Origin of the sequence: Maribacter algarum (ex Zhang et al. 2020), from assembly GCF_005885635.1 — a bacterium.
In the GTDB taxonomy this organism is placed as follows: domain Bacteria; phylum Bacteroidota; class Bacteroidia; order Flavobacteriales; family Flavobacteriaceae; genus Maribacter_C; species Maribacter_C algarum.
The window spans coordinates 289,315-312,163 of the sequence record NZ_VATY01000002.1; the positions used below are offsets into that span (position 1 = coordinate 289,315).

Sequence of the window (22,849 nt, forward strand, 5' to 3'; positions counted from 1 at the left end):
ACTTACATAAGGTTTTTCCAAACCCGTTCTATTAGGTTTTTAGTGGCTTTAATACCTTGTGGTTCGCTCATGTTTTCTCCTTCAAATTCAATACCGATATGACCATCAAATTTAGATTCTTTAACTAATTTAAGGAGTTTTGGATATTCGATAACGGTTTCATTTCCGTTGGAATCGAACGCATATGATTTCGCGCTAACTCCCTTTGCGTAAGGTAAAAACTCCCTAAGACCCACATCTGACGGATAAATATTGGTGCAATTTTTTGCCGTTTCTGTACTTCCCCATTCCGCATTTAGACACCAGTTGCCAAAGTCTGGTAAAGTCCCTAAATAAGAATTGTCCACTGCTTTAATTATGCCTGTCATAAAGCTGGCATTTGAGGTATGTAGCCCATGATTTTCTATAATGACATTTATTTCTTCTTTTGCGGCATATTCTGTGAGCCTCCCTAATCCGTCTATCAATGAGGCTTCCAATTCATCAGGACTTCCCTCGCCAAATGCATTAACGCGAACAGAATGACATCCTAATATTTTGGCCGCATTCACCCATTTATAATGGTCTTCAACCGCTTTTTTTCGTTTGCCAGTATTTAAATCACCCAGTTTTTCTTCTTCATCAACCATCATGATTAAGCTTTGAACTCCGGCATCTGTGGCCCTTGTTGTCATTTCATTCCAAAATTTTTCATTTGTCGCATTATCAGCATAAAATTGATTTACGTATTCAACTGCCGATATGCCATAGTCGTTTTTGGCAAGATTAGCGAACTGTACAGGGTTTAGTTCTTTTGAGAAAAATGAACGATTTAAAGACCATTGGGCCAAAGATATTTTAGGCATGTTATATTCTGATTTAATTCCGCAGGCATACAAAGAGGGCATTGAAATAGCCGTAGCTGCAAGGGTGGTTTTCTTGATAAATGTTCGTCTACTTTTCATAAGAATAACGTTTAAAGTTTATCATTTGAACTTTTTCCAAACCACTTTGCTAGGATATTTTCCGCAGGCTTAAAACGTGGTGAGAAGTCAAGATCTGTTTGGGCACTTTCTTCCATAGTTCTGTTGTCCCACTGCCAAATGTAGACTCCTGCAAACCAGGGTTGATGCCAGGTTTTATTGAACAATGCTTCATAAGCCAATTGTTGTGTTTGGTCAGATTTCTTTTTTGTTATTTCACCAAAAAATTGATTCCATTCCCAAGGCTTGATCGTCGCATCTGCATCACTGCGATAACCTACCTCCGTAAACAGAATGGGTTTGTCATATTTTTTATGAAAGGATTCTAGAACGGTCAAATGTTTTTCCCAACCTTTTTCAATCGTTTTCAAATCAGGATTTTTCACTTTTGTAAGTGGAAAATACGCTTGTATTCCAATATAATCAAGATCCTTCCAAAATGAAATATGTTCATACTCATCATACCAATTGGCAGCATAGGTAAGTTCTCCAGAATATATTTGCCTGATTTCACCAATTAAGTTTTCCCATTTTTGAGGTTGCTTTTTAATGGATGTTTTTAATTCAGTACCTACACAAAATAACTCCGTATCTGTTACTTCCGCAATTCTCGCATAGCGCAATATATTGGTGCGATATGATTCGAACCAGGCTTCCCATTCCACTTCATTATCTAGTGTGATATTTGAACGCCAGCCATCGTTCATCCATAAATGTGGCTTTAATTGTACTCGAATTCCTTTTTTATGTAAATCTTGAATTGCCCGGATATGACTCGAATCTCTTCTGGTATATACTTCTGGATTCTCGGGAATATCGACTAATTTGGTTTTTTCATCCTTTTGATATAAAAATGGGATGACCGCAACCCATTCTACATTGGCATGAACAAGATTATCTATGGCTTCCTGATTATCTTCTGACCAGCCAAAAACACTCATGCCACGGTGTTTCTTATCTACGTCATATAGATTTTTGACATGACCGTTTTCATTCATAACGGTCGCATCCCAATCGAAGGTGTACCAATCATTGGTGTTGCTATATGCTAAGGTTTTGTATCCGGTAAAAACCAATAGGATCGGGAGAATAAATCGAAATGAAAGTTGCTTTAGGAATATTGTTTTTCCTTTGGTTAGGAATACTTTTCTGAAATATCGTGCACTTAAGAAAAGTGAATAACAAAGAAGAAAAACAATATGAAAAGCAATTAGAAACCTACGGCTAGAAGCAATTTCAAAAAAGAAAGCGCTACTATCTAAAAAACTCCGTTCCCCGCGGCTCAATAAAAAACTAATTACAACAAATGCTATTAGCCATAGAATGACATAGACCATTAAGAAATGTTTGATTCCGGACTTCATTTTAATCGGGCTTCTTTAGATTTTTCATTTCTCTGGCTATGGCATGTGATGCGACATCCCGTTCTTCAAGTTCACTAATAATTTTTAGATGGTCATGCTCTCGTCCTTGAGAGAGCTTATAGGTAGCCTGAATATTTTCTATTTTAATTTCAAAGCCTACGACCCCTTTAATTTGGCGCATGGTCTTTGGTGACATGTCTCTGGACGAAACAGGCTCCTTGGAGTCAGCTTCATATTTATCAACCAATTTATGCAACGAAGCCAGTAATGCTTCTTCATTTTGAAAATTTAAAGTGCCATAAACATGAACGGCAATATAGTTCCAAGTGGGCACTTCCTCTTCCTTGTACCATGAAGAAGAGACATAGCTATGTGGTCCATTGAAGATACATAAAACTTGAGTTTCTGGTTGAAAATACTTCCATTGTGGATTGGCTTTCGCAATGTGACCGACTAGAATATCCTTTCCATCTGAATCGAGATCTAGCTCTAGAGGAATATGGGTTGCCCAAGGTTTTCCATCGACCTGACTCACTAGAATACCGAAGCTGTTATTGATAATGAAATCTTTGATTTCTTCGAGGTCCTTGTTTTTGTATTGAGTTGGGGTGTACATGACTTATTTTTTAGATAAAGAAACCAAAACTGGTAAATGGTCGGATATATGTTTTCCACTAGCAAGCCGCTTATCGATATGAATATAACTATTGACCTTTAGGTTTTTTGTAAAGATATAGTCAATACGTCTTTCCATGGGATTGTTGATATCGAAATTATTGAAAGTACCTTTAGGGCTCTTATGAGTAGTCTTCGAAATATGCTGTGCATCATCCATTTTCTTTTGAAACAAACGAATTGGTTTCTCCTCAGGCATAAGATTGAAATCACCCATTAAAATTAACGGGAGTTTTTCAATATTGAGCTGTTTTATTTCTTTCAAAATAAGTTTTGCAGAATTCTTCCGGGCTTTTACTCCAATATGGTCAAAATGGGTATTAAAGACCCATACTTTTGCCTTTGATACTCTGTTCTCGAAAAGTCCGTAGGTACAAATACGCTCCATGGATGCATCCCAGCCAACCGATATTTTATTAGGGGTTTTTGAGAGCCAAAAAGTGTTTGAGTCCAACAGTCGAAACTTCTTTTCATCAAATAGAATAGGGGAGAACTCTCCTTTTTGTTTCCCATCGTCCCTGCCAACGCCTATATACCTGTGATTGATTAGGGAATTATCCAAGTACTCAAGTTGCCGGAACAGTACTTCCTGAAGCCCCAAGAATTCTGGATTATACCCTTTAATAAGATCGACCATTGCCGCCTTTCTATCGTTCCAGTTGTTGACCGTATCATTTACATTATCGTATTTGATGTTGTAGGTCATTGCCTTAAAATCTTGTGAAATACAGAGCAAGGGAACAATAAGAGCAGCTAAAAAAAGTATTTTCTTTATGTTCATTCTGAATAAGTCGATTTTTCAACGGAGGCCATATGGTCTTTAATTACAAACCATTTTCCTGTTGTTTTTTTAAGGACATAGCTAACGTGCATTCTATTAAAATATGGTTTTCCATCACGTTCAGGTTCTTTATATATTGATTCAACTACAACCGAAGCCATGATTTCACCCACATCAGAATTCAATATTTCCGATTTCAATGTCCAATTATTTGATTTGAACCACTCTCTATGATAATCCATGAAACCGCTTGTTTTTTCAATGATTTCTGTTCCCGGCAAGATGAGTTGCATATTTCCTTCAGGGGAAAGCGTGCTTTCCAGCGTTTCTAAATCACGTTTAGAAATCGCTTCCAAATGTTTTTGCATGACCTCCAAGACCAATTCTCTGTTTAGCGATTGGTTTTGAACTAGTGCAATAGGTTTTTTAGTTTCACTGTTGCAGGAGCTGAAGAGAACGGTAAATACGAAGAGGCTGGCCAAGAAAAGATGTGCTTTCATTCTTATCAAAATTAATTCAAGAACAAGTTAATTAGAATACTTTAAATTTAGGCATGGAAACAAAAGGATATCTGCACCAAATACACCCAGTATTGCCAGTAAAAGATGTGTTGGAAGCTTTGGATTTTTATGTCAACCGCTTAGGGTTTAAAATTGGTTTCGCCGATGATTCCAAAAAACCTACCTATGCCGGCGTTTTACGTGATGGAATTGAAATACATTTGCAATGGCATGATGCGGTGGAATGGGAGGTGGAAATAGATAGACCAATGCTTAGAATTGTGACTCAGAATATACAGGAGTTGTATGACGAATACGCCGAAAAGGATGTTTTTCATGCACATACCCTTTTGCGTGAAACAGCTTGGGGTACTAAAGAATTCGCTTTTTACGATCCTTTTAAGAACGGATTGACCTTCTATAGAGATCTGTGATTGTTGTTTCTAATAAAACTTCGCCAAAGTAATCACCAGAATACATAGAAAAAAGAAAGGGAAATAAGAAGCCTTGAAAATTTGATTTTCATTAAAATCAAAAATTGGGGCCTTGCTTTTGGCGTAGGTGATAAGATTCCATGTCGATAGAATAATCATGAGATAAGTCACAAAATAGAAGTATTCCATATAAATCAAATCCGCCGTGATGATTTCTTTTCTCAAATCGATATGCGAGAAAATTAAAACGAAGAAAAAGGCTGCCATTCCTTCAATTATTCCTTGCCTTTCTTCTGTTTTAGAACACGCGACTAATAGAATATACATCATTATCAATACTACAAAAATTGGAATTAAATAGGTCACGAATGTATTTAGGAGAATACGCCTGAGATCAATGTTGTAATGCAACACGGGCACTTCTTCAAAAAGGGTCTTCGAACCAAATCCAAAATCAGTATCGTATGATTCAACAGAGTAGTTAAAATAACTCTTCATAATATTATTGCCCGAAACCTTTACGTTTTGATTCAAACCTGGTTTCTTAGTGGGATTTGTGAATTCATAGCTTGCTAAATCAGGAGTAAAAATGAGATGATCTTCATTGCTGATAGGAACAATGTCCATACTGATATGCCGCTTGTCAAAAGGGAAATTTTCGTAATTCAGGTATTGTTGCAAGGTCACCCTAAAATCCCAACCAATCAGGAGGTAATCAGGACTGCCGGCAATGCCTTTTACTTTTTTACGGTAGATTTCTTCTACGAACGAAGCTTCTGCAAAAGGAGAGGTTTGAGGAAATAAGAATCCTTCTTCAACTTTTTCAATAAGGTCTATGGGGTATTTTTGCCAAACCGTTCCGCCAATATTCAAGTTGTAACTATTTTCAAAAGCCATACGCTGCACAAAAATCCCCGTTGGAATGGCTGTGCTTTTTGGAAGCTTTAATTCCTCTCTCCGCGTTTCTTGTTGATTTATAAAACTTCCCAAGCTTGATACATCAGCAATTGGAGGACTTTCTTCCGCATTTATTCTGCGGCTACCTGTATGCTCCAGATATCCTACCAAAAGAATATTAAAAATCAAAAGAAAGGTAGCTAAAGCACTCAATTGCCATATTTCTTGTCGGTCTAAATGGTCTTTATTGAAATGTATAAGTATAATCATTAAAAGAAAAGCCGAAAGCAACAAGGTCAACTTGATATACCGGTGATTCAGGGCCGCTTTACTGCCTAAGAGCTCGTTTTTAGAGAATGCCAATCCGATACCCCATCCGTTAGAAGGAATCTTATCATAAAAGAACAGTTCGGTATCATTACTGTCATCAGCAGTAAAAGCCACATTACCTGCTTCTCCCTTTAACAATCCTTCATAGGCTGATTTTAGAATGGTATTCTCTTCCGCATCACTTATGGTTTTGAGATTGGTAGTTCCGATATAGTCATTTACGGGATGCGATAAATACGTGCCCTCTTTGGAAGTAATAAGACCGTACCCCGTTTTTCCCAAACTCAATGAAAGAATCAGGCTCTTGAATCCACTTGTTACGAAACTCATGGTAATCGTTCCACGCACTTGTCCTTTTTTTGGTCCAGAAGTATAGTGGAAAGGAATGCCATAATCGATATACCAATCTTTCGCACCTTTGGCATAATAGGGTTCTACCCATTTTGCACCATTGTCACGTACACCAGTATACCAAGCGGTTCCATCAGCCTTTGCATCCGTATAGTCATAACTTTCGCCAACAAATAGGTAATCGCTGGTTCCTTTATTGTAATATGGACAATAGAGTCTGCGTTCTTCGGAAAATGCAAAAGGCTCATAACAAGCGGTAATGCCTTGTAAGGCAGGAATCTTTAAAGAAGACTCTTTAATTATGCGTTCTATTTCTTCTTGGGAATATTCATTTGCACCGAACTCATCCGCTAACCTTTCACCCTCGTTCACAATGCTTGAAAGAATAGCATCCACCTGCTCCTTCAGATTGTTCATTGTGGTCAAGCCTTTTTCCTGAACAATTCGATTTCGCTCTTGCGTAAAGGAATAGAGTTCGTAAGCATGATAGACCAAGGCCACGAATAGAATAACTGCAATCGCATATAGAATTTTCTTTACCATTTTAAAAGTACAAACCGAAATTAACATTCAATCGATGATGCCACTCACCAGTACCATCTCCCGTAGTTAAAGCATCCGTTGAATTTGGGGTCAACCAGGGTTGGTTTCTCCCGCTGGCATAATCCACATAAATATACAGTGGTTTTATGGATATTAAGGCACCTAGTATATTCATTTGAGTGTCTTCCCAGGTGGCAATTGATTTATCCATATAGGTGTAATCGTTGTATAATTGTATGGATTGAAATCTACCTCTGTTAACCGGAATAGTATAGGCCAAGCCTATAGAATACATACTTGCTTTTGCAGCGGTGTTATATGGGAAATTATAGGCAGCTTGTTCCAGGAATTCCCGACTTTCTCCCTCTGCATTTTTTGGTTTGTTATTGTATGTGATGAACTGGGTTTGCAGATTCCATCGTTTATAATCCAATTGATAATGGAGTCCTAATGCCGAATGATTTCCGACATCTTGGGTATCTATATTCCAAATACCGCCATATTGTAAGGAAGTGCCGAGTAGGTGTTTTGCCTTCTCACCCAATTTATAATTAAAACGGATGTTAAACTGGTTCACTTCTTTATTTCTTCCGGAGAAATCATAGGAATACCGATTTGGAGAAACGGGATTATTATCGCTTAAGGTTAGCGCCTCGGCATTTTTGTAAAAACCAATATCTAATTTGATTCTATCATCTTCATAGTCATAGCTGATACCCATATCATGGTCATCTTCAAAACCCAAATAAAAGGGAAGTTGAAAAAACCAACTGTGTGAATTGAATTGTTGCGGACCAAAATAGCCGGGAATCAGACCTAATTTTAAATGACTTTTTTTGTTGAGATTGTATTGTACCCAACCATATTTGAGGAAAGCTCCTCCAAAAGCCCCGGAGTAAAAACGTTGGTCGATGTGGATCTCCATAGGCCCATAAGCAGCATCAACATTAATGCGGAAAACTTCAAACCCGAAATCACCACCTCTTTTTTGTTGATTGGGTTTCCATGTAGAATTGTTATAGTTGTAGCGCAGGGCACCACCTAAGTCCACTTTTAATTTTGGTTTTGTGATGCTGTCATTTTGAGAATATGATAGAATTGAAAACCCAAAAACAAAAAAAAGTAGCAACACCCTTTTAAGAGAGATGCGTTCGCTATTTTTTCCGAAAAGGGAATAGTTCAATGAAAAACTGCATCGGTGGTAAGTCTTTTTCAAGAGGTAAATAGCACTAAAGGGTTGGTTTTCTATTTGTGAAGATACCAAAAATCTAAAATTGATAGTGTCATCCTCCTAAAATGGCCTTTTCCTTACTGTTAATCTGTTTGATTAGATCTGCTGCTAATATCACCGCTACCGCTGCCACTATTGCGGTTCCGATTTCGATTGCGATTGCGATTCCTATTTCGGTTCTTACTATGGTTAGAATCGCGGCTGTTTTTTCGGTTTCTAGATTGATTGTTGCGAGATTTTTGAGATGGTTTTCTGACTACAGTTTCTTGCTCTGAAGCATCATCCATATACGGATGTTCTCCTAAACGCGGGACTTGCTGCTTGATGAGTTTTTCAATGTCCTTTAGGTAGGGGCGCTCTTCTGCCATACAGAATGACATTGCGATTCCGCTAGCATTCGCCCTACCTGTTCTACCGATGCGGTGGACATAAGTTTCTGAAACATTGGGTAAGTCGTAATTGATAACTAAAGCCAAATCATCTACGTCAATTCCTCTTGCAGCAATATCTGTGGCTACTAATACTTTGAGTTTTCCTTCTTTGAATGCTCCAAGAGCCTTCTGACGTGCCGTTTGTGATTTATTACCATGAATTGCCGCAGACTTAATATCCGCTTGCCCCAGTTTTTTTACAATCTTGTTTGCTCCATGCTTAGTGCGTGAAAAGACCAATACAGAGTCATCAGGTCTTTGCTGAAGTAGATGTACCAATAGTTTTGGTTTGTTCGCTTTACTAACGAAATAGACCCCTTGTTCAACGCGTTCGGCAGTAGCCTGCTCGGGTTTTATGGTCACGCGTTCAAAATCCCCAAGCATTTTACGAGATAATTCCACAATGGTTTTCGGCATGGTCGCAGAGAAGAAAAGGGATTGTCTTTTTGGCGGGAGTTTCGCAATGATTTTTTTAATATCATGAATGAAACCCATATCCAACATCTGGTCGGCTTCATCAAGTACTACGAAGTCTAGGTCTCTGAACGATATAAAACCCTGGTTCATTAAATCAAGTAATCTTCCAGGAGTGGCAATTAAAATATCTACACCAGCTCTCAATGAATTTACTTGTTTCCCTTGTTTTACACCCCCAAAAATCACTGTATTTCGCAACCCTGTATGTTTTCCGTAGGCTGTGAAACTTTCTCCAATTTGAATAGCGAGTTCACGAGTTGGTGTAACTACAAGGGCTTTTACTTTTCTTTTATTGTCACGAAGACTGATTCCTTCATACAAATGATGTAAAATGGGAATACCGAAGGCAGCAGTTTTTCCTGTTCCTGTTTGGGCAACACCTAAAAGGTCTTTTCTTTTGAGAAGAATCGGAATTGCCTGTTCTTGTATGGGAGTTGGGTTGGTATAGCCTTCTTCTCGAAGCGCCTTGAGAATAGGCTCTGCAAGCCCGAGTTCTTTGAATGTCATATAAAATTATAAGTCGCGAAGTTACGTTTTAACGACGGATAAAATTCCGAACTGCGATTTTTTTGATTTTATAGCATTTTTGAAAAGTATTCTGCCACAGAATTTGGGCGTTTGATATCGTTTCTAAATAGATACACAACATATAAATGTACCAGAAGTCTTTAAAGCATAAATTGCTGTTATATCTTAATCAAATAAAGGTTTCCCGTTCCTAAAAACCCATGCGGAATTCACAAATACTAATTTGTACGATTTTGTTTTTCTTCCTCCATGCATTACATGGACAGGATACCTTTGCCGATGATTTTGATGTTCGGAGTTATGCTAACAACGATGGAACAAATCTTTTTTTAGGTAACTGGGTAGAAACTAATGAAACGACAAATCCTACTACTGGAAACATAGAAATTACATCAGGTGGGGATCTTGAGTTTGTAAACTTAGATAATAGATACATCACAAGGAATCTAGATTTATCTGCCTATGAAAATGTAACATTGACCTTAGATCATGACAGGACGAATGGTAATGAAACGATATCGGTTCAACTTTACGACGGAACTACTTTTAATTCTATCGCTACGTTAAATGGAGATGGAAGTTTAACCTACGAATTGGCAACGAATGAGATTAGCTCGGGTTCAGCTATCCGATTTATCACTGGCAGTGGCGATTGGGATGATTCCGAACGTGTTTTAATCGATAATTTATTGTTCACCGCAGAGGAACCTGACTTACCACCAATCGTTATTGGCTCTGGAGATGATCTTTATTGCCCTGGTGGTTCTATCCCGATTGCGGAAAGCATCACAATTACGGACCCAGATGATGTAGGAACTACCGCTGTTTTCATTCAGATTTCCGGTGGTTATGTCAATGGCGAAGATTTACTGACTTTGACCGGAAGCCATCCTAGCATTAGCACTTCTTGGGATCCTATTCAAGGAGAACTTACTTTACAAGGGCCAGCGACTTACACTGAGTTTGAAGCTGCCGTGTTAGCCACAGAGTTTTCTTCAAGCTCAGGAAACCCATCTGGTATAAGGCAATTTTCGATAACGGTTGGTGAAGCGAATTTCTTACCATCAACTAGTCATTACTATGAGTTCATTTCTGCTCCGGGTATAAATTGGACCGATGCAGAGATTGCGGCGGGCAATCGTACTTATTTCGGATTACAAGGCTATCTAGCTACGCTTACCTCACAAGCCGAGGCGGATTTTTCAGGTCAGCAGGCAAGCGGATTTGGATGGATAGGCGCAAATGATGTGAACGTTGAAGGAGAATGGCGCTGGGTTACTGGCCCCGAAGCAGGTACTCAATTCTGGAGTGGAGATGAATCTGGAACTGAGCTAACCTTTGCAAATTGGAATGGGGGAGAGCCTAACGACCATCCTAATGACAATGTACCGGCTCAAGAAAATTATGCCCATATTGCCGATGCCTCTGTGATAAGGGGAGGAGCACCCGTTGGAGCATGGAACGATTTACCAAATACAACGGGAACTGGCGGTCCATATGCTGCCCAAGGTTATGTAGTTGAGTATGGCGGTACGACAGGTGACCCTGTACTTAATATAACTGCAACTACGGCATTGAATATTAGCGATTGTCGTGTGATTACAAATCGCAGAATTACTTATCGAACGAATAAAAATTAGGGAAAGATTTTCATATTCCTTCAGTTGCCGCTTCTGCACAACGTTCCCCATCCATGGCAGCTGAAACGATACCACCGGCATAACCTCCACCTTCTCCACAAGGGAACAAACCTTTGATTTCAGGGTGTTCCAGTTGCTCATTTCTTGGGATGTTAACTGGGGATGAGGTTCGAGACTCGACACCAACTATATTTGCCTGCGAAGTATAATAACCCTTCATTTTCTTCCCAAATTCCGAAAACCCCGTACGTAGACGACTTCCGATTAATTTGGGAAGCAACGAATGTAGCGGTGCCGAATTCAATCCGGGTTGGTAGGAGGTAGGGTTGAGGTCTTTGGATAGTTTTCCTTCTACAAAATCTGTCAGGCGTTGTGCTGGTGCAGTTTGTGTTCTTCCTCCGGATGTAAAAGCCAAGCGCTCTAGGTTTTTTTGGTATTCCAATCCTCGCAGTTCCCCGAACTTTTCATATTTGTATAAATCTTCATCTACATTGATTTCGACTACTATTCCCGAATTGGCGTATAGATTATTTCTTTTGGAGGGAGACATACCATTGACCACAACCTCTCCCGGGGAGGTAGCCGCGGGAACGATAAATCCGCCGGGACACATACAAAAAGAGTAGACACCTCTACCTTTAGATTGATGCACCAAACTATAAGCTGCGGCAGGAAGTAATTCGTTTCGTTCTCCTTTGCAATGATATTGAATGGAATCGATAATTTGCTGCGGATGTTCTACCCGAACACCCATTGCAAATGACTTCGCTTTGAGTGCAATTTTCTTTTTATGTAAGAGATAAAAGATATCACGAGCGGAATGTCCTGTAGCGAGAATCACGCGTTTCACTTCTACTTTTTTTGAATCATTTAAAACAATGGATTTCAATTGATTAGAATCAATTATAAAATCTGTTACTTTAGTGTTGAAATGCACTACTCCGCCGAATTTTACAATCGTTTCGCGAATATTCTGTACGATTTTTGGCAGCTTGTTCGTGCCGATATGCGGATGTGCATCTACTAAGATTTCTTCGGTTGCACCATGATGCACTAAGCTCTCAAATACACGACGTACATCACCACGTTTTAAACTTCTAGTATAGAGTTTTCCATCGGAATAGGTGCCAGCTCCACCTTCACCAAAGCAGTAATTGGAGTCCTCATTTACGGTATGGTCTTGATTGATGGCCTTTAAATCACGCCGTCTTTCCTGGACGTTTTTTCCTCTTTCGAGAACGATGGGTTTGTAGCCCAATTCTAAACAGCGTAGTGCGGCCCACATTCCCGCAGGGCCAAAACCAATAATATGAATGGGTTTTGCCTTGGAAACATCATTATAGTCAAAGTTATAATCCTTCGTGGAAGCCATGGGTTCGTTGATGTAGACTTCCAATTTGTAGTTGAAGTAGATTCTAGGTTTACGAGCGTCAATGGACTTGCGTTGTATTTTAATTTCAATCTCTTCTTCTGAAACACCTAAATATGTAGCAGTTTTTGCTTTCAACCCTAATTGCCCCTCCTCCTTTATACTTAGTCGTAGTTGTATGTTTCGAACCATAAAACAAAACTAGGTGAAATTCTCCAATAGGATAAAATAGAATAAATACATAAATATTTCAGGGCATTTAATTCTAAATAAGGGATTACTTATTACACTTAATAATTTTAGTTATTTCGAAAAAAATATACGAATAAGCATTAAATTACCGTTGTATATTCTTACAATTTAATTCAACCACAATGGCTATTAACATTCACAGACTTCAAAATCATTTTCATCCTGACCCGAAAAGAGTTATTGTTCGCTTTTTTATGCCCGGTGGTGAGTCAAGAGCAAAAAAAATAATAAATAGGGTAATTGCAATGTCAGATGGGGATACCGCACAAGTCTTAAATCAGACCTTACGTGATTTTAGCAATCGTCATAGGAACATAACACGAATATTCTACCAACATTATGAAAGGGTTAATTTCTTATTCGATGAACTAGGTCATAATCCACTTCATATATCAGATGAGAGAAAGTTGTTAATAGGCGCATATTTTACGCATGAATATTCCATAGAATCTGCCGCCTTTTTCAATCCTTCTATTGTTGAGGATCCTGATCAATCGCATCTAAAACCAGGTCAAAAAAGAGTCATTGTAAGTTTTAGAGCAACGGGTGAAGGTCATGTATCTTCCATAGGTTTTAGAGGAGCCATTTTAGATGAAAACAACCATTTGGAATTTAATCCTGTCAGTAAATTGGTAGATGTGGCTGAAACCATACAGCTTCATGAGTATAAAAAAGAAGACTTCCTACATAAATTAAAGGATATGAAGTTTAAAGAAATAGCTGCCATGGAGGAAATTTTTGGCAGACTCAATGATACATTTCTTTTTAGGGAATTGCTACAAAGTATTAATCAATTCGAAAATGAAACCGCAATCACAATAGAAAATAATAAGGTTTTACACGCGATAAAGTTTATTGCTAATGCCCAATACGAAATTAAATTTTCTTTGGATACCGCTATTAGTGAACGTGTTATATTTCCGGTTACCGATGCCGAAAGTAATGGTATTGAAGACGCAAGGTTTGTGAAGTTTACTGAAGAAAATGGCGATGTAAAGTTCTACGCTACTTATACGGCTTATAACGGTTTTGTAATTATGCCCCAACTTATTGAAACTAATGATTTTTATTCATTTAAAGTTATGCCCATTTATGGTCAAAATGCTCAAAATAAAGGGATGGCGCTTTTTCCAAGAAAGGTTAATGGAAAATACGCCATGCTTTCGCGTCATGATGGCGAGAACAATTATATCATGTTTAGTGATCAAATAAATAATTGGGATGGCGAGGCAACCTTAATTCAAGAACCCGAATACCCATGGGAATTCGTTCAGTTAGGTAATTCGGGTTCACCAATCGAAACCAAAGGAGGTTGGTTGGTCATTACGCATGGAGTAGGTGCGGTTAGACGATATGTTTTAGGCGCCATTTTATTGGATTTAAATGACCCAACCAAAGTCTTGGCCACCTTAAAAAATCCATTGCTGGAAGCAAATGAAATGGAACGTGAAGGTTATGTACCTAATGTTGTTTATTCGTGTGGGTCAATTTTGCATAATGATAATATTATTATTCCATATGCCATGAGCGATACCAGTAGCGGTTTTGCCTATGTCTCGGTGCAAGAGGTACTGGGTAATTTAACATTCAAGGAAGGCCAGAAGGGGGCGTCCAGTATAAAAAGTAATAAAAAAATACTTATAGTAGAAGATGATGAAGTGAGCGCATCAATTTTAAACAAGATATTACTCGAAGAGGGGTATGATATATTACATGTAAAAGATGGTTTAAAGGCAATTCATGAGCTAAATAAGAATGAATACGATTTGATTTTATCCGATATTCGGATGCCGAATTTAGATGGATATCAATTATTAGAATTTATCAAAGAACAGTCTATAGAAATTCCGGTGGTCTTTATTAGCACGTTTAACAGTGTGGAAGATGAAATCAAAGGCCTCGAATTGGGCGCTGTAGAGTATATTCGTAAACCTGCAAAAAATGATGTTGTAAAACTTAGAATTAAAAATATCTTGCAACAAGCGAGTAAAGTTTAATGAGGATGCTTCAAAAATCCTAGTCTTTTTTTAATATAAAAAAGCCTAGCATTGCTAGGCTTTTTCAATTTTAGATTTCCGGCTTATTATATCGCTTTTAAGATACGTGTTTTGGTTGCCATGACTTTATTTGAATCAAAGAACCGATCAACAGAAGCCGATTCGATTTCAGTTTGCCAAACCGTTAGGTAAGAGAGTAAATATGAAATAGTACTTTCAGCCCCTTGATTGCGATTTACACTCGTCAGTTCAAGGCCATCACAGCAACCGTTGGATTCATCGTCGTACAGCGGTAGTAATAAATCATTGTTTCCTAAGAACCAGCTAAATGCAATATGCATTTTTGTATAATAGGTATTGTCTTTTAATATTTCATATGCTTTGCTATAGAGCATTACCATTGCCATAGTATCAATAGGTTGTTGTCCACCTTTTATTTGTTGAGGCTGATCTTTATAGTCCCACGAATTTCCTATTAAAGATAATTTATTGTTTATACAAGTTTTTTTATCCAGAAAGGTAGTACTGTCTATAGCAACTTGATAGAATTCTTTATCCTTTGTTAGTTCGTATGCATGCCAAATCGCAAGAGGCAACATAGCATTATCATAGCTTAATACTGGTTCAAACCATTTCCAATGCTCACTACTTTCATCATTATATTGCTTGATTAATTTAGAAGTGAGAGAGCGCATAGTATGTATCACACCCTCATTATCAGGATATCGTTTTAGAAAATGATAAAGGCCTATAATTGTGCTCGCAATTGCCCTAATTGATTTAATTTCTTCAAAGTTATGATAGGAGGTAAAAAAGACATCTTTTGCAAATTGAAAATGACTATCATTTGGCGCAAGTCTAATGAGATAACCCATCGCCCAAATAGTTCGACCAAAGGAATCTTCTGAACCGGTTTCATCTAAGAAGGTCTTACTGAAGGACATGTCATTGTGAAAATATCCATCTTCTTTTTGCATTAATTTGATATACCTAAGGTAGGTGTCCACCAGCCGATTCGCATTCGAATCAACCTCTAATTTGTTTGCTTGTAGTACAAGAATTAACGCGCGTACATTGTCATCAAGACAATACCCTTCTTTGTAATCAGGAATAGAGTAATTGGCGTGTTCTAAAATTCCAAAATCATCCGTTAGACGTTGAATATGGTTCATGCTAAATACTGGTAGAGCATTGATATTAGGTTGCTGCGGAGAAGACACCGATTCATGATTTTGAACTACGATTTTTAATGTATCGTTGTACAATGCTCCAATACTATTCCAATACAAGCCTTTTCCATAATTGAAGGCATTCGATTTAATCGTAGCAATTTCTGAAGGATTTTCTAATAGCTCACATAAAGTTTTTGCCAAAATCGGACTATCACCAAATGGAAAAGTTTTTCCCCTTCCGTTTGCAAGAAGTTCTTTGGCATGCCAAAAAGGTGTCGAAACAATACACGCTCCTGCACCTATGGCGTATGAAATTGTTCCACTTGTAATCTGAGCCTCGTTTAAATATGGGGTTATATAAAGGTCTAACTTGTTAAGAAAAATTTTGAGGTCTTCTTCCGTAAAAAAGCCATCCTCGAAAAGTAGGTTCTTAGCGACGCCATTGTTTTCGGCCAGTTTCTTAAGGTAGTCACGATATTCTTCTCCCGAGTCTTTTTTTACATTCGGATGTGTTTGCCCCATTACTACGTATATTACTTCTGGATGTTCTTTAACTACTTCTGGTAAGGCATTTATAACGGTCTCTATTCCTTTTGAGCGACCTAAGAAGCCAAAAGTGCCCAGTATCTTGTTGCTAGGGTAGTTAAATTTTTGATTGTCAGATTCTAGACTAGAGAAATCAGGAACACCATGTTCAATTACTTTAATTTTTTGTTTAGGAACCTGATAAATTGTTTGCAGAAAGTCAACAGCCATTTTGCTCATGACGATCATTTTTTGGGAAAGAAGCCCCATTTTCTTAATAATGTGACGTTCATGATAACTTGGAGTTTTTAGTACCGTATGTACTGTTGTTATGATAGGTATTTTGACCTGCTCCATGAAACTGAGAATGAACACACCACTCTCCCCTCCAAAAATTCCGAATTCATGCTGAATAATGCAAACATCGGCTTTACTGTCATTTATTGTCTTAGCTGCAGCAATATATTCTGACTGAACTTGTTGACTGATTGTTTGTTTAACTATTTCTGGATATTTATGCTTTTTAAACCCATTTTCCATGGCGATGACAAAGACATCTGTATCTTTTTTGTTAGAAGCAATAATTGATTCTGCTAGGTTAGAGGTAAATGTGGCAATGCCACAGCGTCGAGGTAGAAAGTTACCCAGGATAGCTATTTTCATTCTGTTGGTTAATTTTATATAGTAAGATAAAGCTTACTTATTATTTAGTATAATTCAACAACGATATTAGTTTTTATTTATTGTCATCGCAAAATAATGTAACTGATTAATCAACTTAGACCGTTCTATTTTATGTGAAAAATACATTGATGATAAAATTGAATATTGGAAATAAAATTTTAAATAGTTGCCTTATTTTCTTTTTTTAGCGGAAATTGATTTTGTTATAGTTCAAAGCCCAAACCTTGAAGAATACGTTCTTTCCAGAATACATTATTACTACTGAGTTGTGAACTATTAATCTGAAGGTCAATCTTATTACCAATAACCAAAAGAATAATTTCGCCACGGGTATTATATTTAAAGTATTCGCTTTAATTCCTAGTGATTCTTCCACCTTTATACAAACTTGCCAAATGGATGTTTTTGACGATGGACATGAAATTATGGCAATTTTGTTTATGTATACGAACCAACAAGTTTCTCCAATACCTATTTTGAGATTACTTTAACTTTTCTAACGAAATGATTTCGAATCGGCCTCGACTACTCTGTCATACCAATTAAATAGACAATAATGGAAAGCACTAAAGATATTATCATTTTTGACGGCGAATGTAACCTCTGCAATGGCGTAGTGGGGTGGTTGCTCAAGTTCGCTCCAGAAGAACTATTTAGTTTTGTTCCTTTTCAATCCCCTATCGGGCAAAAACTTCTTGAGAAAAATGGTTTTGATACCCATCAATTGGATACGGTGATACTCATTGATGCAGAAGGCGTGCATACACATTCCGATGGTTTTTTAAGAGTTGTCTCCAAAGTTCCAAAATGGAAAAGAGTAGCGGCTTTATTGGCTTTTATACCTAGATTAATTCGCGATTTTGTTTATAAAACGGCTTCTAAACATCGGGTGAAATGGTTTGGGACTTCAAGTAGTTGTGCAATTTCGTTGAAGTAGGGGTAGTGCTATTGAACACTAACTGAATTTATTTTTAGAGATTAGTTTTGTACCGATTTTTCAGAAGAACTTAATTATTGTTTGGTTCTAAGTCTTGTTTTATTAAATCTAAAATTTCAATTATTCGCTGACGCAAACTCACAGCTTGACTATTTGTGAGTTTTGCATAAGTAGCGCATTGTGCGATAGAACTCTCGAATAGAGGATCATCTAAAATAGCTGAGATAACATTTTCCTTTTTAGAATTTCCTAAATCAATTTCTGTTTTAGTGCCAACATCTAAATGAAAAGCTGAAAGAACATTATCTTTCCAATAGCGATTTAAAACATTTCTCATAAAGCCTTTTTGCGATAGCATCGGAAGATATTCATTCCCTCTAATGAATACCCAGGCTTGCTCTTCTTCGGTTACTTGAATAACTTCACTTGTCCATCTAGCCAATCGTTCTTTTAGATCTACGTTTTGTAATAGTTGTATTCTTCCAGAGCTATTAATATCGTTAATGATGGGGTCAAAAGTTGGATTTACAGCGGTAAGCCCTATGTTTTTTGTAATAGAGTCTGCATTTCGCGTTTCCGGATGGTCAATATTGTGAAGCAACTTTAATGCTGCAAAAGTCATCTGATTTCGCATATCAGTTTTTTGGTCAAGTTGCTCTAGATTACTTCGAAATTCTGACTGTAATTGTAGAAGCAATTCTTGTTCTTGTCCTCTTTCTTTTCGGTTTTCATTCCAATTGTTAATTGAAAGTGCGATGAGAATTCCAATGACCACAAGGATGATTTCGCCAATAGCATATTTGAAGTATTTGCCCATTTTGTTTTCTTGGATTAGTGAACGACGAATATGTCTGAAGAATTTAATCATAGTTTTGTGTTTTCCCTTCATGGGAGGGGCTAGGGGTGGGTTTTAACTACTTTACTTTTGCGCGCCAAACCTTTTGATAAGATGGTAACTAAACAATACGATTTCGGTATAATTGTCTTTGCTTATTTTTTCGTCAATACCGTGAAAACGTGTCATGCTTTCTGGGCCTAATCGTATAGGGTAGAATCGATATACATCATCAGAAACCTCATAAAAATACCGCGCATCCGTACCGCCACCAACTAGTCCAGGAATTACAACACTTGACGGAAATACATCACGAATGGTTTGTTGTAAAGTTTGGTAGCCTTCTGAATCTATACTCGAAACGGGTGAGGGGTTGGTCAAAAAGCCAACACGCTCAACTTTAATTTTATCTGAAATAGTATTTTTAATATGTTCTTCAACAATGTCAATGGTTTCACCGGGGAGTATTCTGAAATTTATGGTGGCTTCTGCTACCGTTGGTATGACATTGTTTTTAATGCCACCTCCAATAATGGTTGGCGCGGTCGTAGTATGCGCATTCAATTTTTCTAGAATAGGCTTTTTGAACAACCAAGGATTTGAGAGTGCCATTTTTTGCACAAAAGGTAATTCCGGAGCCATATATTCCAATTGATAGTCTATAGGATTCACCATTTTATAAGGTCTTTGGTTATTTTCGAGGTCCACAATGGCTTGCGCGAGCATTCCAATGGTATTTTCTTTTGGTGGAGCCGAACTATGCCCACCATTTGTTTCTACGATGAGTTTGAACGAGGCAAAACCTTTTTCGGCAAGGTTCACTACCGCTACATCATCTTCAACTCCCGGAACAAGACCGCTTGCTAAAAAGCCACCTTCGTCAAGGGTCATCAAAGCCTGTACGCCTTGTGCTTTTAAATGTTCGGCTATTTTTGCAGCACCATTTGCGCCCCCTATTTCCTCATCATGACCAAAAGCCAGATAAATGGTGCGCTCTGGTTGAAAAGATTCTTCAAGCAATTGTTCAACAGCTTCCAATAAACCTATCAGCGTGCCTTTATCGTCAAGGGTGCCGCGACCTACTATTTCTTTATCAGTTATTTTACCTTCAAAAGGTGCGGCTTCCCAATCGCCTAAGGTGGGTTCATCTACAGGAACAACATCCATATGAGACATTAAAATGATGGGTTTTTTTGAAGCATTTGTCCCTTTCCATGTATATAGTAAACTATAGGTGCTAATTTTTTCTAGGGCGAGATTTTCATGTGCCAAGGGGAAGGTCTCCTTTAGAAATCGATGAAACCCAAAAAATGCAGTCGAATCAGGAATGGCCTCTTCACTAAAAGAAATCGTTTTATGTTGAAGTCCTTTTGAAAGATTTTGGTAAATGTCACTTGCCAAAGTTACCTTTTCTGTAGGTTTTGAAGCTACTTGTTTAGAGTTAGTTCTTAAGGTATTAAAGAGTAATACCGCAATTAAAAATAAAATGAGAATACCGATTAGTTTGAGTATTTTTTTCATTGGTTTTGGTTGTTGGTTGTTGGTTGGTGAAAATTTAAAGGGAACACTATTGTATGTGCCAATAGTTAGTTTTTTTCATTTTGTAAAAGGAAGATAAGTTAATCATCATTAACGCGTTTCAAATTCAAATCTTGAAAATCAAAACTAAAATCGATGGCCGGCGATATTCCCTTCATTTTGATGGCTTGTCCTTTTCCTTCCTCATCTAAACCAAACATTGCGAAAGCATCAGCATCAACAAGGCCAGAATCAGGCCATTTGACGACAAAGGTATTCGCTTTGTAGAAGTGCATCGGACCTTTCAATTTGGGCGAGCGATGCGATTTGAACCATAGTTGATTCCCTTCCAAATATATTTCAACTTTACCAAACCAAACATCTTCATAGATGCCTATATAGTTCTTTAAATCAAGATTCTCTGAATTTGCAGATTCTACCGTCTCCCATACCTTTTTTACTACTTCTTCAGCTTCACCGCCCTTTTGTTGCATGCGTTCCGAATAAAACCTTACCCAATCAAAATCATCCAATTCCAAATAACGGTCTACTATGGTCTGGGATACCGCCGAGAAGACTCCTGCGCCATCCATCCAGGTATTGGTCAAAACGATAATTCCTAAATCTAAATCAGGAATCATTGTAGTTTTGGATAACATTCCGATTAAACCACCTGTATGAGAGACCGACATGTTTCCCTTAATATCAGTAAGTCTCCAACCTAAACCGTAACCGGCAAAATGAGAATTGTAACGAGGATTTCTATTCGGATTGAGCACGGTATGTATTTTCCACATCTCCTGTTGACTTTCTTCAGTAAAGAGTTGATGTTCAAGGTTTTTTCCATATTTCCCTCTATTTAGATGTACGAGCATCCAATTGGCGATATCGTTTACATTGGAGTATATACTGCCAGCAGCTCCATTTATTTTTTTTGGGTCCCATTGCTCAGGGTCTGTCAATGAAAGTTCTTTTCCTTCACTAATGTGTGGAGAGGCCACATTACTTTTATCATTAATATAAGTCAGTGAAGCATAGGAGTTGTCCATCCCTAGCGGTTTAAAAATGCGTTCTTTTATGAATTGCTCCCAAGGCATGCCGCTAACCCTTGCTATAACTTCCCCCGCAACTAAATAAAGCAGATTGTCGTAATCAAACTTTGTTCGAAACGCAGATTCAGGTTGAAAATGTTGAAAACTAGCGATGATATCATCAATGGTAAAATCAGCTCCATCAGGGAAAAACATCAAATCTCCGATGCCTAAACCAAGACCACTTCGATGTGTAAGTAGGTCTTGGATATTGAAATTCTGCTGCACATAATCATTGTACATGGTGAATTCAGGAATATGTTCTACAACTTTATCCTTCCAAGAAAGCTTTCCTTCTTCCACCAGTATGGCCAACGCCGTGGTGGTGAATGCTTTGGAGTTTGAAGCAATACCAAAATTGGTATGTTCGTTGACCTTTCCATTACTGTCCACTGATTTTAGACCATAGCCTTTTTGATGGATTATTTTTCCATCTTTAACTACAGCAACAGCTACTCCTGCAACTGTAAAATCTTCCATAGCCTTTTTTACAATTGCGTCTATTTGTTTTGAGCTTACTTGAGCATGGATTTTTGGGCTAGCGAAAAGGGTTATACAGGCGAAAAGGATAATAACAAATCTCTTCATGGTCTAATTTTTATGGACAGATTATAGGGGGAATAAAGTCTATTTATTTCGTATGATGAAAAGTACTGATAATTATTTTATTTCCTTCTTGAATGCATAGGAAAGAAGCGCTTGGATTTAATTCGCTAATTATTTTACAGTCCATCGCCAAAATTCTACAGTTCAGTCTTTCTTTTTTCATTTCAGGTGAAAATCTAATCAAATTTGCTACTTAATAAACCTGCCCGAATCCGGTTAGGGTTAAAAAAGAAAAATCATGATTCACTTAGTTCGTATTCTATTGCTTTTGTTGGCCACAACAGTTGTTCACGCCCAAGAAGAAACAACCACAATTGAAGTGGAAATTACACACATAGACAATGATGAAGGTCAAATGCTCATCGGATTATATGATTCAGAGAGCAATTGGCTTAAAAAATTATATAAAGGAACCTTTGGTGTTATTGAGTACGGTAGTAGTTCAGCGATTTTTAAGGATGTTCCAAGTGGCACATATGCTATATCTGTTTTTCATGATGAAAATAACGACGGAAAACTAGATACCAATTTTTTCGGAATTCCCTCTGAAGATACTGGGAGTTCAAATGATGCTCCGGCCATGTTTGGTCCTCCAAAATGGGAAGATGCAAAATTTGAGGTAAAGGGAAGAACAGTAAAACAAGTCATTCAATTATAAATTAACAGATTCCTGCCTTTACTGAAATGAATTCAGCACGGGCACCGGAATGAAAATAAAA

18 protein-coding genes are annotated in these 22,849 nt (G+C 37.7%); 5 read left to right on the forward strand and 13 right to left on the reverse strand.

What is annotated here, in order from left to right; genetic code table 11:
• Positions 1-2: 2 nt before the first annotated feature.
• The 5 genes from FEE95_RS10125 to FEE95_RS10145 are packed head-to-tail and all read right to left on the reverse strand — an operon-like array spanning position 3 to position 4,282.
• Positions 3-944 (reverse strand): sugar phosphate isomerase/epimerase family protein, encoded by a 942-nt coding sequence (locus tag FEE95_RS10125; RefSeq protein ID WP_138657830.1) that lies wholly within the window; start codon positions 942-944, stop codon positions 3-5.
• 11 nt (positions 945-955) lie between these two features.
• Entirely contained in the window at positions 956-2,326 is a 1,371-nt protein-coding gene (locus FEE95_RS10130) for a glycoside hydrolase family 113 (protein ID WP_138657831.1), read from the reverse strand.
• 1 nt (position 2,327) lies between these two features.
• Positions 2,328-2,942 carry an FMN-binding negative transcriptional regulator gene (locus tag FEE95_RS10135; RefSeq protein ID WP_138657832.1) on the reverse strand — a complete coding sequence of 205 codons (615 nt, stop codon included), beginning with the start codon at positions 2,940-2,942 and terminating at the stop codon, positions 2,328-2,330.
• 3 nt (positions 2,943-2,945) lie between these two features.
• A complete protein-coding gene (locus FEE95_RS10140) occupies positions 2,946-3,782 on the reverse strand; it encodes an endonuclease/exonuclease/phosphatase family protein (protein ID WP_238474550.1) in 837 nt (278 codons plus the stop codon).
• A complete protein-coding gene (locus FEE95_RS10145; RefSeq protein ID WP_138657833.1) occupies positions 3,779-4,282 on the reverse strand; it encodes a YybH family protein in 504 nt (167 codons plus the stop codon). The genes FEE95_RS10140 and FEE95_RS10145 overlap by 4 nt, the downstream gene beginning before the upstream one ends.
• 53 nt (positions 4,283-4,335) lie before the next feature.
• Here FEE95_RS10145 and FEE95_RS10150 point away from each other — a divergent pair, with 53 nt between their 5' ends.
• A complete protein-coding gene (locus FEE95_RS10150; protein WP_138657834.1) occupies positions 4,336-4,716 on the forward strand; it encodes a glyoxalase superfamily protein in 381 nt (126 codons plus the stop codon).
• A gap of 9 nt (positions 4,717-4,725) precedes the next feature.
• On the opposite strand, the gene FEE95_RS10155 is transcribed toward FEE95_RS10150, so the two are convergent.
• The 3 genes from FEE95_RS10155 to FEE95_RS10165 are packed head-to-tail and all read right to left on the reverse strand — an operon-like array spanning position 4,726 to position 9,483.
• Positions 4,726-6,837, reverse strand: a complete 2,112-nt coding sequence (locus tag FEE95_RS10155; RefSeq protein WP_171037024.1) for a PDC sensor domain-containing protein — start codon at positions 6,835-6,837, stop codon at positions 4,726-4,728.
• Between the two features lies 1 nt (position 6,838).
• A complete protein-coding gene (locus FEE95_RS10160) occupies positions 6,839-8,101 on the reverse strand; it encodes a hypothetical protein (RefSeq protein WP_171037025.1) in 1,263 nt (420 codons plus the stop codon).
• A 50-nt stretch (positions 8,102-8,151) separates the two neighbouring features.
• Positions 8,152-9,483: a DEAD/DEAH box helicase gene (locus FEE95_RS10165; protein ID WP_138657837.1), complete on the reverse strand. Its 1,332-nt coding sequence runs from the start codon at positions 9,481-9,483 to the stop codon at positions 8,152-8,154.
• Between the two features lie 254 nt (positions 9,484-9,737).
• On the opposite strand from FEE95_RS10165, the gene FEE95_RS10170 reads away from it, so the two are divergent.
• Positions 9,738-11,144, forward strand: coding sequence for a C-type lectin domain-containing protein (locus FEE95_RS10170; RefSeq protein ID WP_171037026.1), 1,407 nt, complete (start codon positions 9,738-9,740; stop codon positions 11,142-11,144).
• Between the two features lie 10 nt (positions 11,145-11,154).
• Here the strand turns inward: FEE95_RS10170 and FEE95_RS10175 are convergent, their stop codons facing one another.
• Positions 11,155-12,705, reverse strand: a complete 1,551-nt coding sequence (locus FEE95_RS10175; RefSeq protein ID WP_138657839.1) for an NAD(P)/FAD-dependent oxidoreductase — start codon at positions 12,703-12,705, stop codon at positions 11,155-11,157.
• Between the two features lie 182 nt (positions 12,706-12,887).
• On the opposite strand from FEE95_RS10175, the gene FEE95_RS10180 reads away from it, so the two are divergent.
• The gene (locus tag FEE95_RS10180) at positions 12,888-14,762 is read left to right on the forward strand and encodes a glycoside hydrolase family 130 protein (protein ID WP_138657840.1); all 1,875 of its coding nucleotides are present in this window, start codon (positions 12,888-12,890) and stop codon (positions 14,760-14,762) included.
• Positions 14,763-14,848: 86 nt separating this feature from the next.
• Here FEE95_RS10180 and FEE95_RS10185 read toward each other — a convergent pair whose 3' ends face one another.
• Positions 14,849-17,122 carry a glycosyltransferase family 4 protein gene (locus FEE95_RS10185; protein WP_138657841.1) on the reverse strand — a complete coding sequence of 758 codons (2,274 nt, stop codon included), beginning with the start codon at positions 17,120-17,122 and terminating at the stop codon, positions 14,849-14,851.
• A gap of 577 nt (positions 17,123-17,699) precedes the next feature.
• On the opposite strand from FEE95_RS10185, the gene FEE95_RS10190 reads away from it, so the two are divergent.
• Positions 17,700-18,080, forward strand: coding sequence for a thiol-disulfide oxidoreductase DCC family protein (locus FEE95_RS10190; protein WP_138657842.1), 381 nt, complete (start codon positions 17,700-17,702; stop codon positions 18,078-18,080).
• A 70-nt stretch (positions 18,081-18,150) separates the two neighbouring features.
• Here FEE95_RS10190 and FEE95_RS10195 read toward each other — a convergent pair whose 3' ends face one another.
• From FEE95_RS10195 to FEE95_RS10205, 3 genes are all read right to left on the reverse strand, one after another.
• Complete coding sequence (locus tag FEE95_RS10195; protein WP_138657843.1) at positions 18,151-18,948, reverse strand: DUF6090 family protein; 798 nt, start codon at positions 18,946-18,948, stop codon at positions 18,151-18,153.
• A gap of 51 nt (positions 18,949-18,999) precedes the next feature.
• Positions 19,000-20,436: a M20 family peptidase gene (locus FEE95_RS10200; RefSeq protein WP_138657844.1), complete on the reverse strand. Its 1,437-nt coding sequence runs from the start codon at positions 20,434-20,436 to the stop codon at positions 19,000-19,002.
• Positions 20,437-20,534: 98 nt separating this feature from the next.
• A complete protein-coding gene (locus FEE95_RS10205) occupies positions 20,535-22,112 on the reverse strand; it encodes a serine hydrolase (RefSeq protein WP_138657845.1) in 1,578 nt (525 codons plus the stop codon).
• Positions 22,113-22,368: 256 nt separating this feature from the next.
• On the opposite strand from FEE95_RS10205, the gene FEE95_RS10210 reads away from it, so the two are divergent.
• On the forward strand, positions 22,369-22,788 hold the full coding sequence (locus FEE95_RS10210; RefSeq protein WP_138657846.1) for a DUF2141 domain-containing protein: 420 nt from the start codon (positions 22,369-22,371) through the stop codon (positions 22,786-22,788).
• Positions 22,789-22,849 lie beyond the last annotated feature (61 nt).

What these genes read in the sequence shown, in the direction of transcription:
- FEE95_RS10145 (WP_138657833.1), bottom strand. Translation starts at nt 4,282, where the DNA reads ATGAAAGCACATCTTTTCTTGGCCAGCCTCTTCGTATTTACCGTTCTC.
- FEE95_RS10155 (WP_171037024.1), bottom strand. Translation starts at nt 6,837, where the DNA reads ATGGTAAAGAAAATTCTATATGCGATTGCAGTTATTCTATTCGTGGCC.
- FEE95_RS10185 (WP_138657841.1), bottom strand. Translation starts at nt 17,122, where the DNA reads ATGAAAATAGCTATCCTGGGTAACTTTCTACCTCGACGCTGTGGCATT.
- FEE95_RS10210 (WP_138657846.1), top strand. Translation starts at nt 22,369, where the DNA reads ATGATTCACTTAGTTCGTATTCTATTGCTTTTGTTGGCCACAACAGTT.
- FEE95_RS10180 (WP_138657840.1), top strand. Translation starts at nt 12,888, where the DNA reads ATGGCTATTAACATTCACAGACTTCAAAATCATTTTCATCCTGACCCG.
- FEE95_RS10175 (WP_138657839.1), bottom strand. Translation starts at nt 12,705, where the DNA reads ATGGTTCGAAACATACAACTACGACTAAGTATAAAGGAGGAGGGGCAA.
- FEE95_RS10205 (WP_138657845.1), bottom strand. Translation starts at nt 22,112, where the DNA reads ATGAAGAGATTTGTTATTATCCTTTTCGCCTGTATAACCCTTTTCGCT.
- FEE95_RS10190 (WP_138657842.1), top strand. Translation starts at nt 17,700, where the DNA reads ATGGAAAGCACTAAAGATATTATCATTTTTGACGGCGAATGTAACCTC.
- FEE95_RS10135 (WP_138657832.1), bottom strand. Translation starts at nt 2,942, where the DNA reads ATGTACACCCCAACTCAATACAAAAACAAGGACCTCGAAGAAATCAAA.
- FEE95_RS10130 (WP_138657831.1), bottom strand. Translation starts at nt 2,326, where the DNA reads ATGAAGTCCGGAATCAAACATTTCTTAATGGTCTATGTCATTCTATGG.
- FEE95_RS10140 (WP_238474550.1), bottom strand. Translation starts at nt 3,782, where the DNA reads ATGAACATAAAGAAAATACTTTTTTTAGCTGCTCTTATTGTTCCCTTG.
- FEE95_RS10200 (WP_138657844.1), bottom strand. Translation starts at nt 20,436, where the DNA reads ATGAAAAAAATACTCAAACTAATCGGTATTCTCATTTTATTTTTAATT.
- FEE95_RS10125 (WP_138657830.1), bottom strand. Translation starts at nt 944, where the DNA reads ATGAAAAGTAGACGAACATTTATCAAGAAAACCACCCTTGCAGCTACG.
- FEE95_RS10195 (WP_138657843.1), bottom strand. Translation starts at nt 18,948, where the DNA reads ATGATTAAATTCTTCAGACATATTCGTCGTTCACTAATCCAAGAAAAC.
- FEE95_RS10165 (WP_138657837.1), bottom strand. Translation starts at nt 9,483, where the DNA reads ATGACATTCAAAGAACTCGGGCTTGCAGAGCCTATTCTCAAGGCGCTT.
- FEE95_RS10150 (WP_138657834.1), top strand. Translation starts at nt 4,336, where the DNA reads ATGGAAACAAAAGGATATCTGCACCAAATACACCCAGTATTGCCAGTA.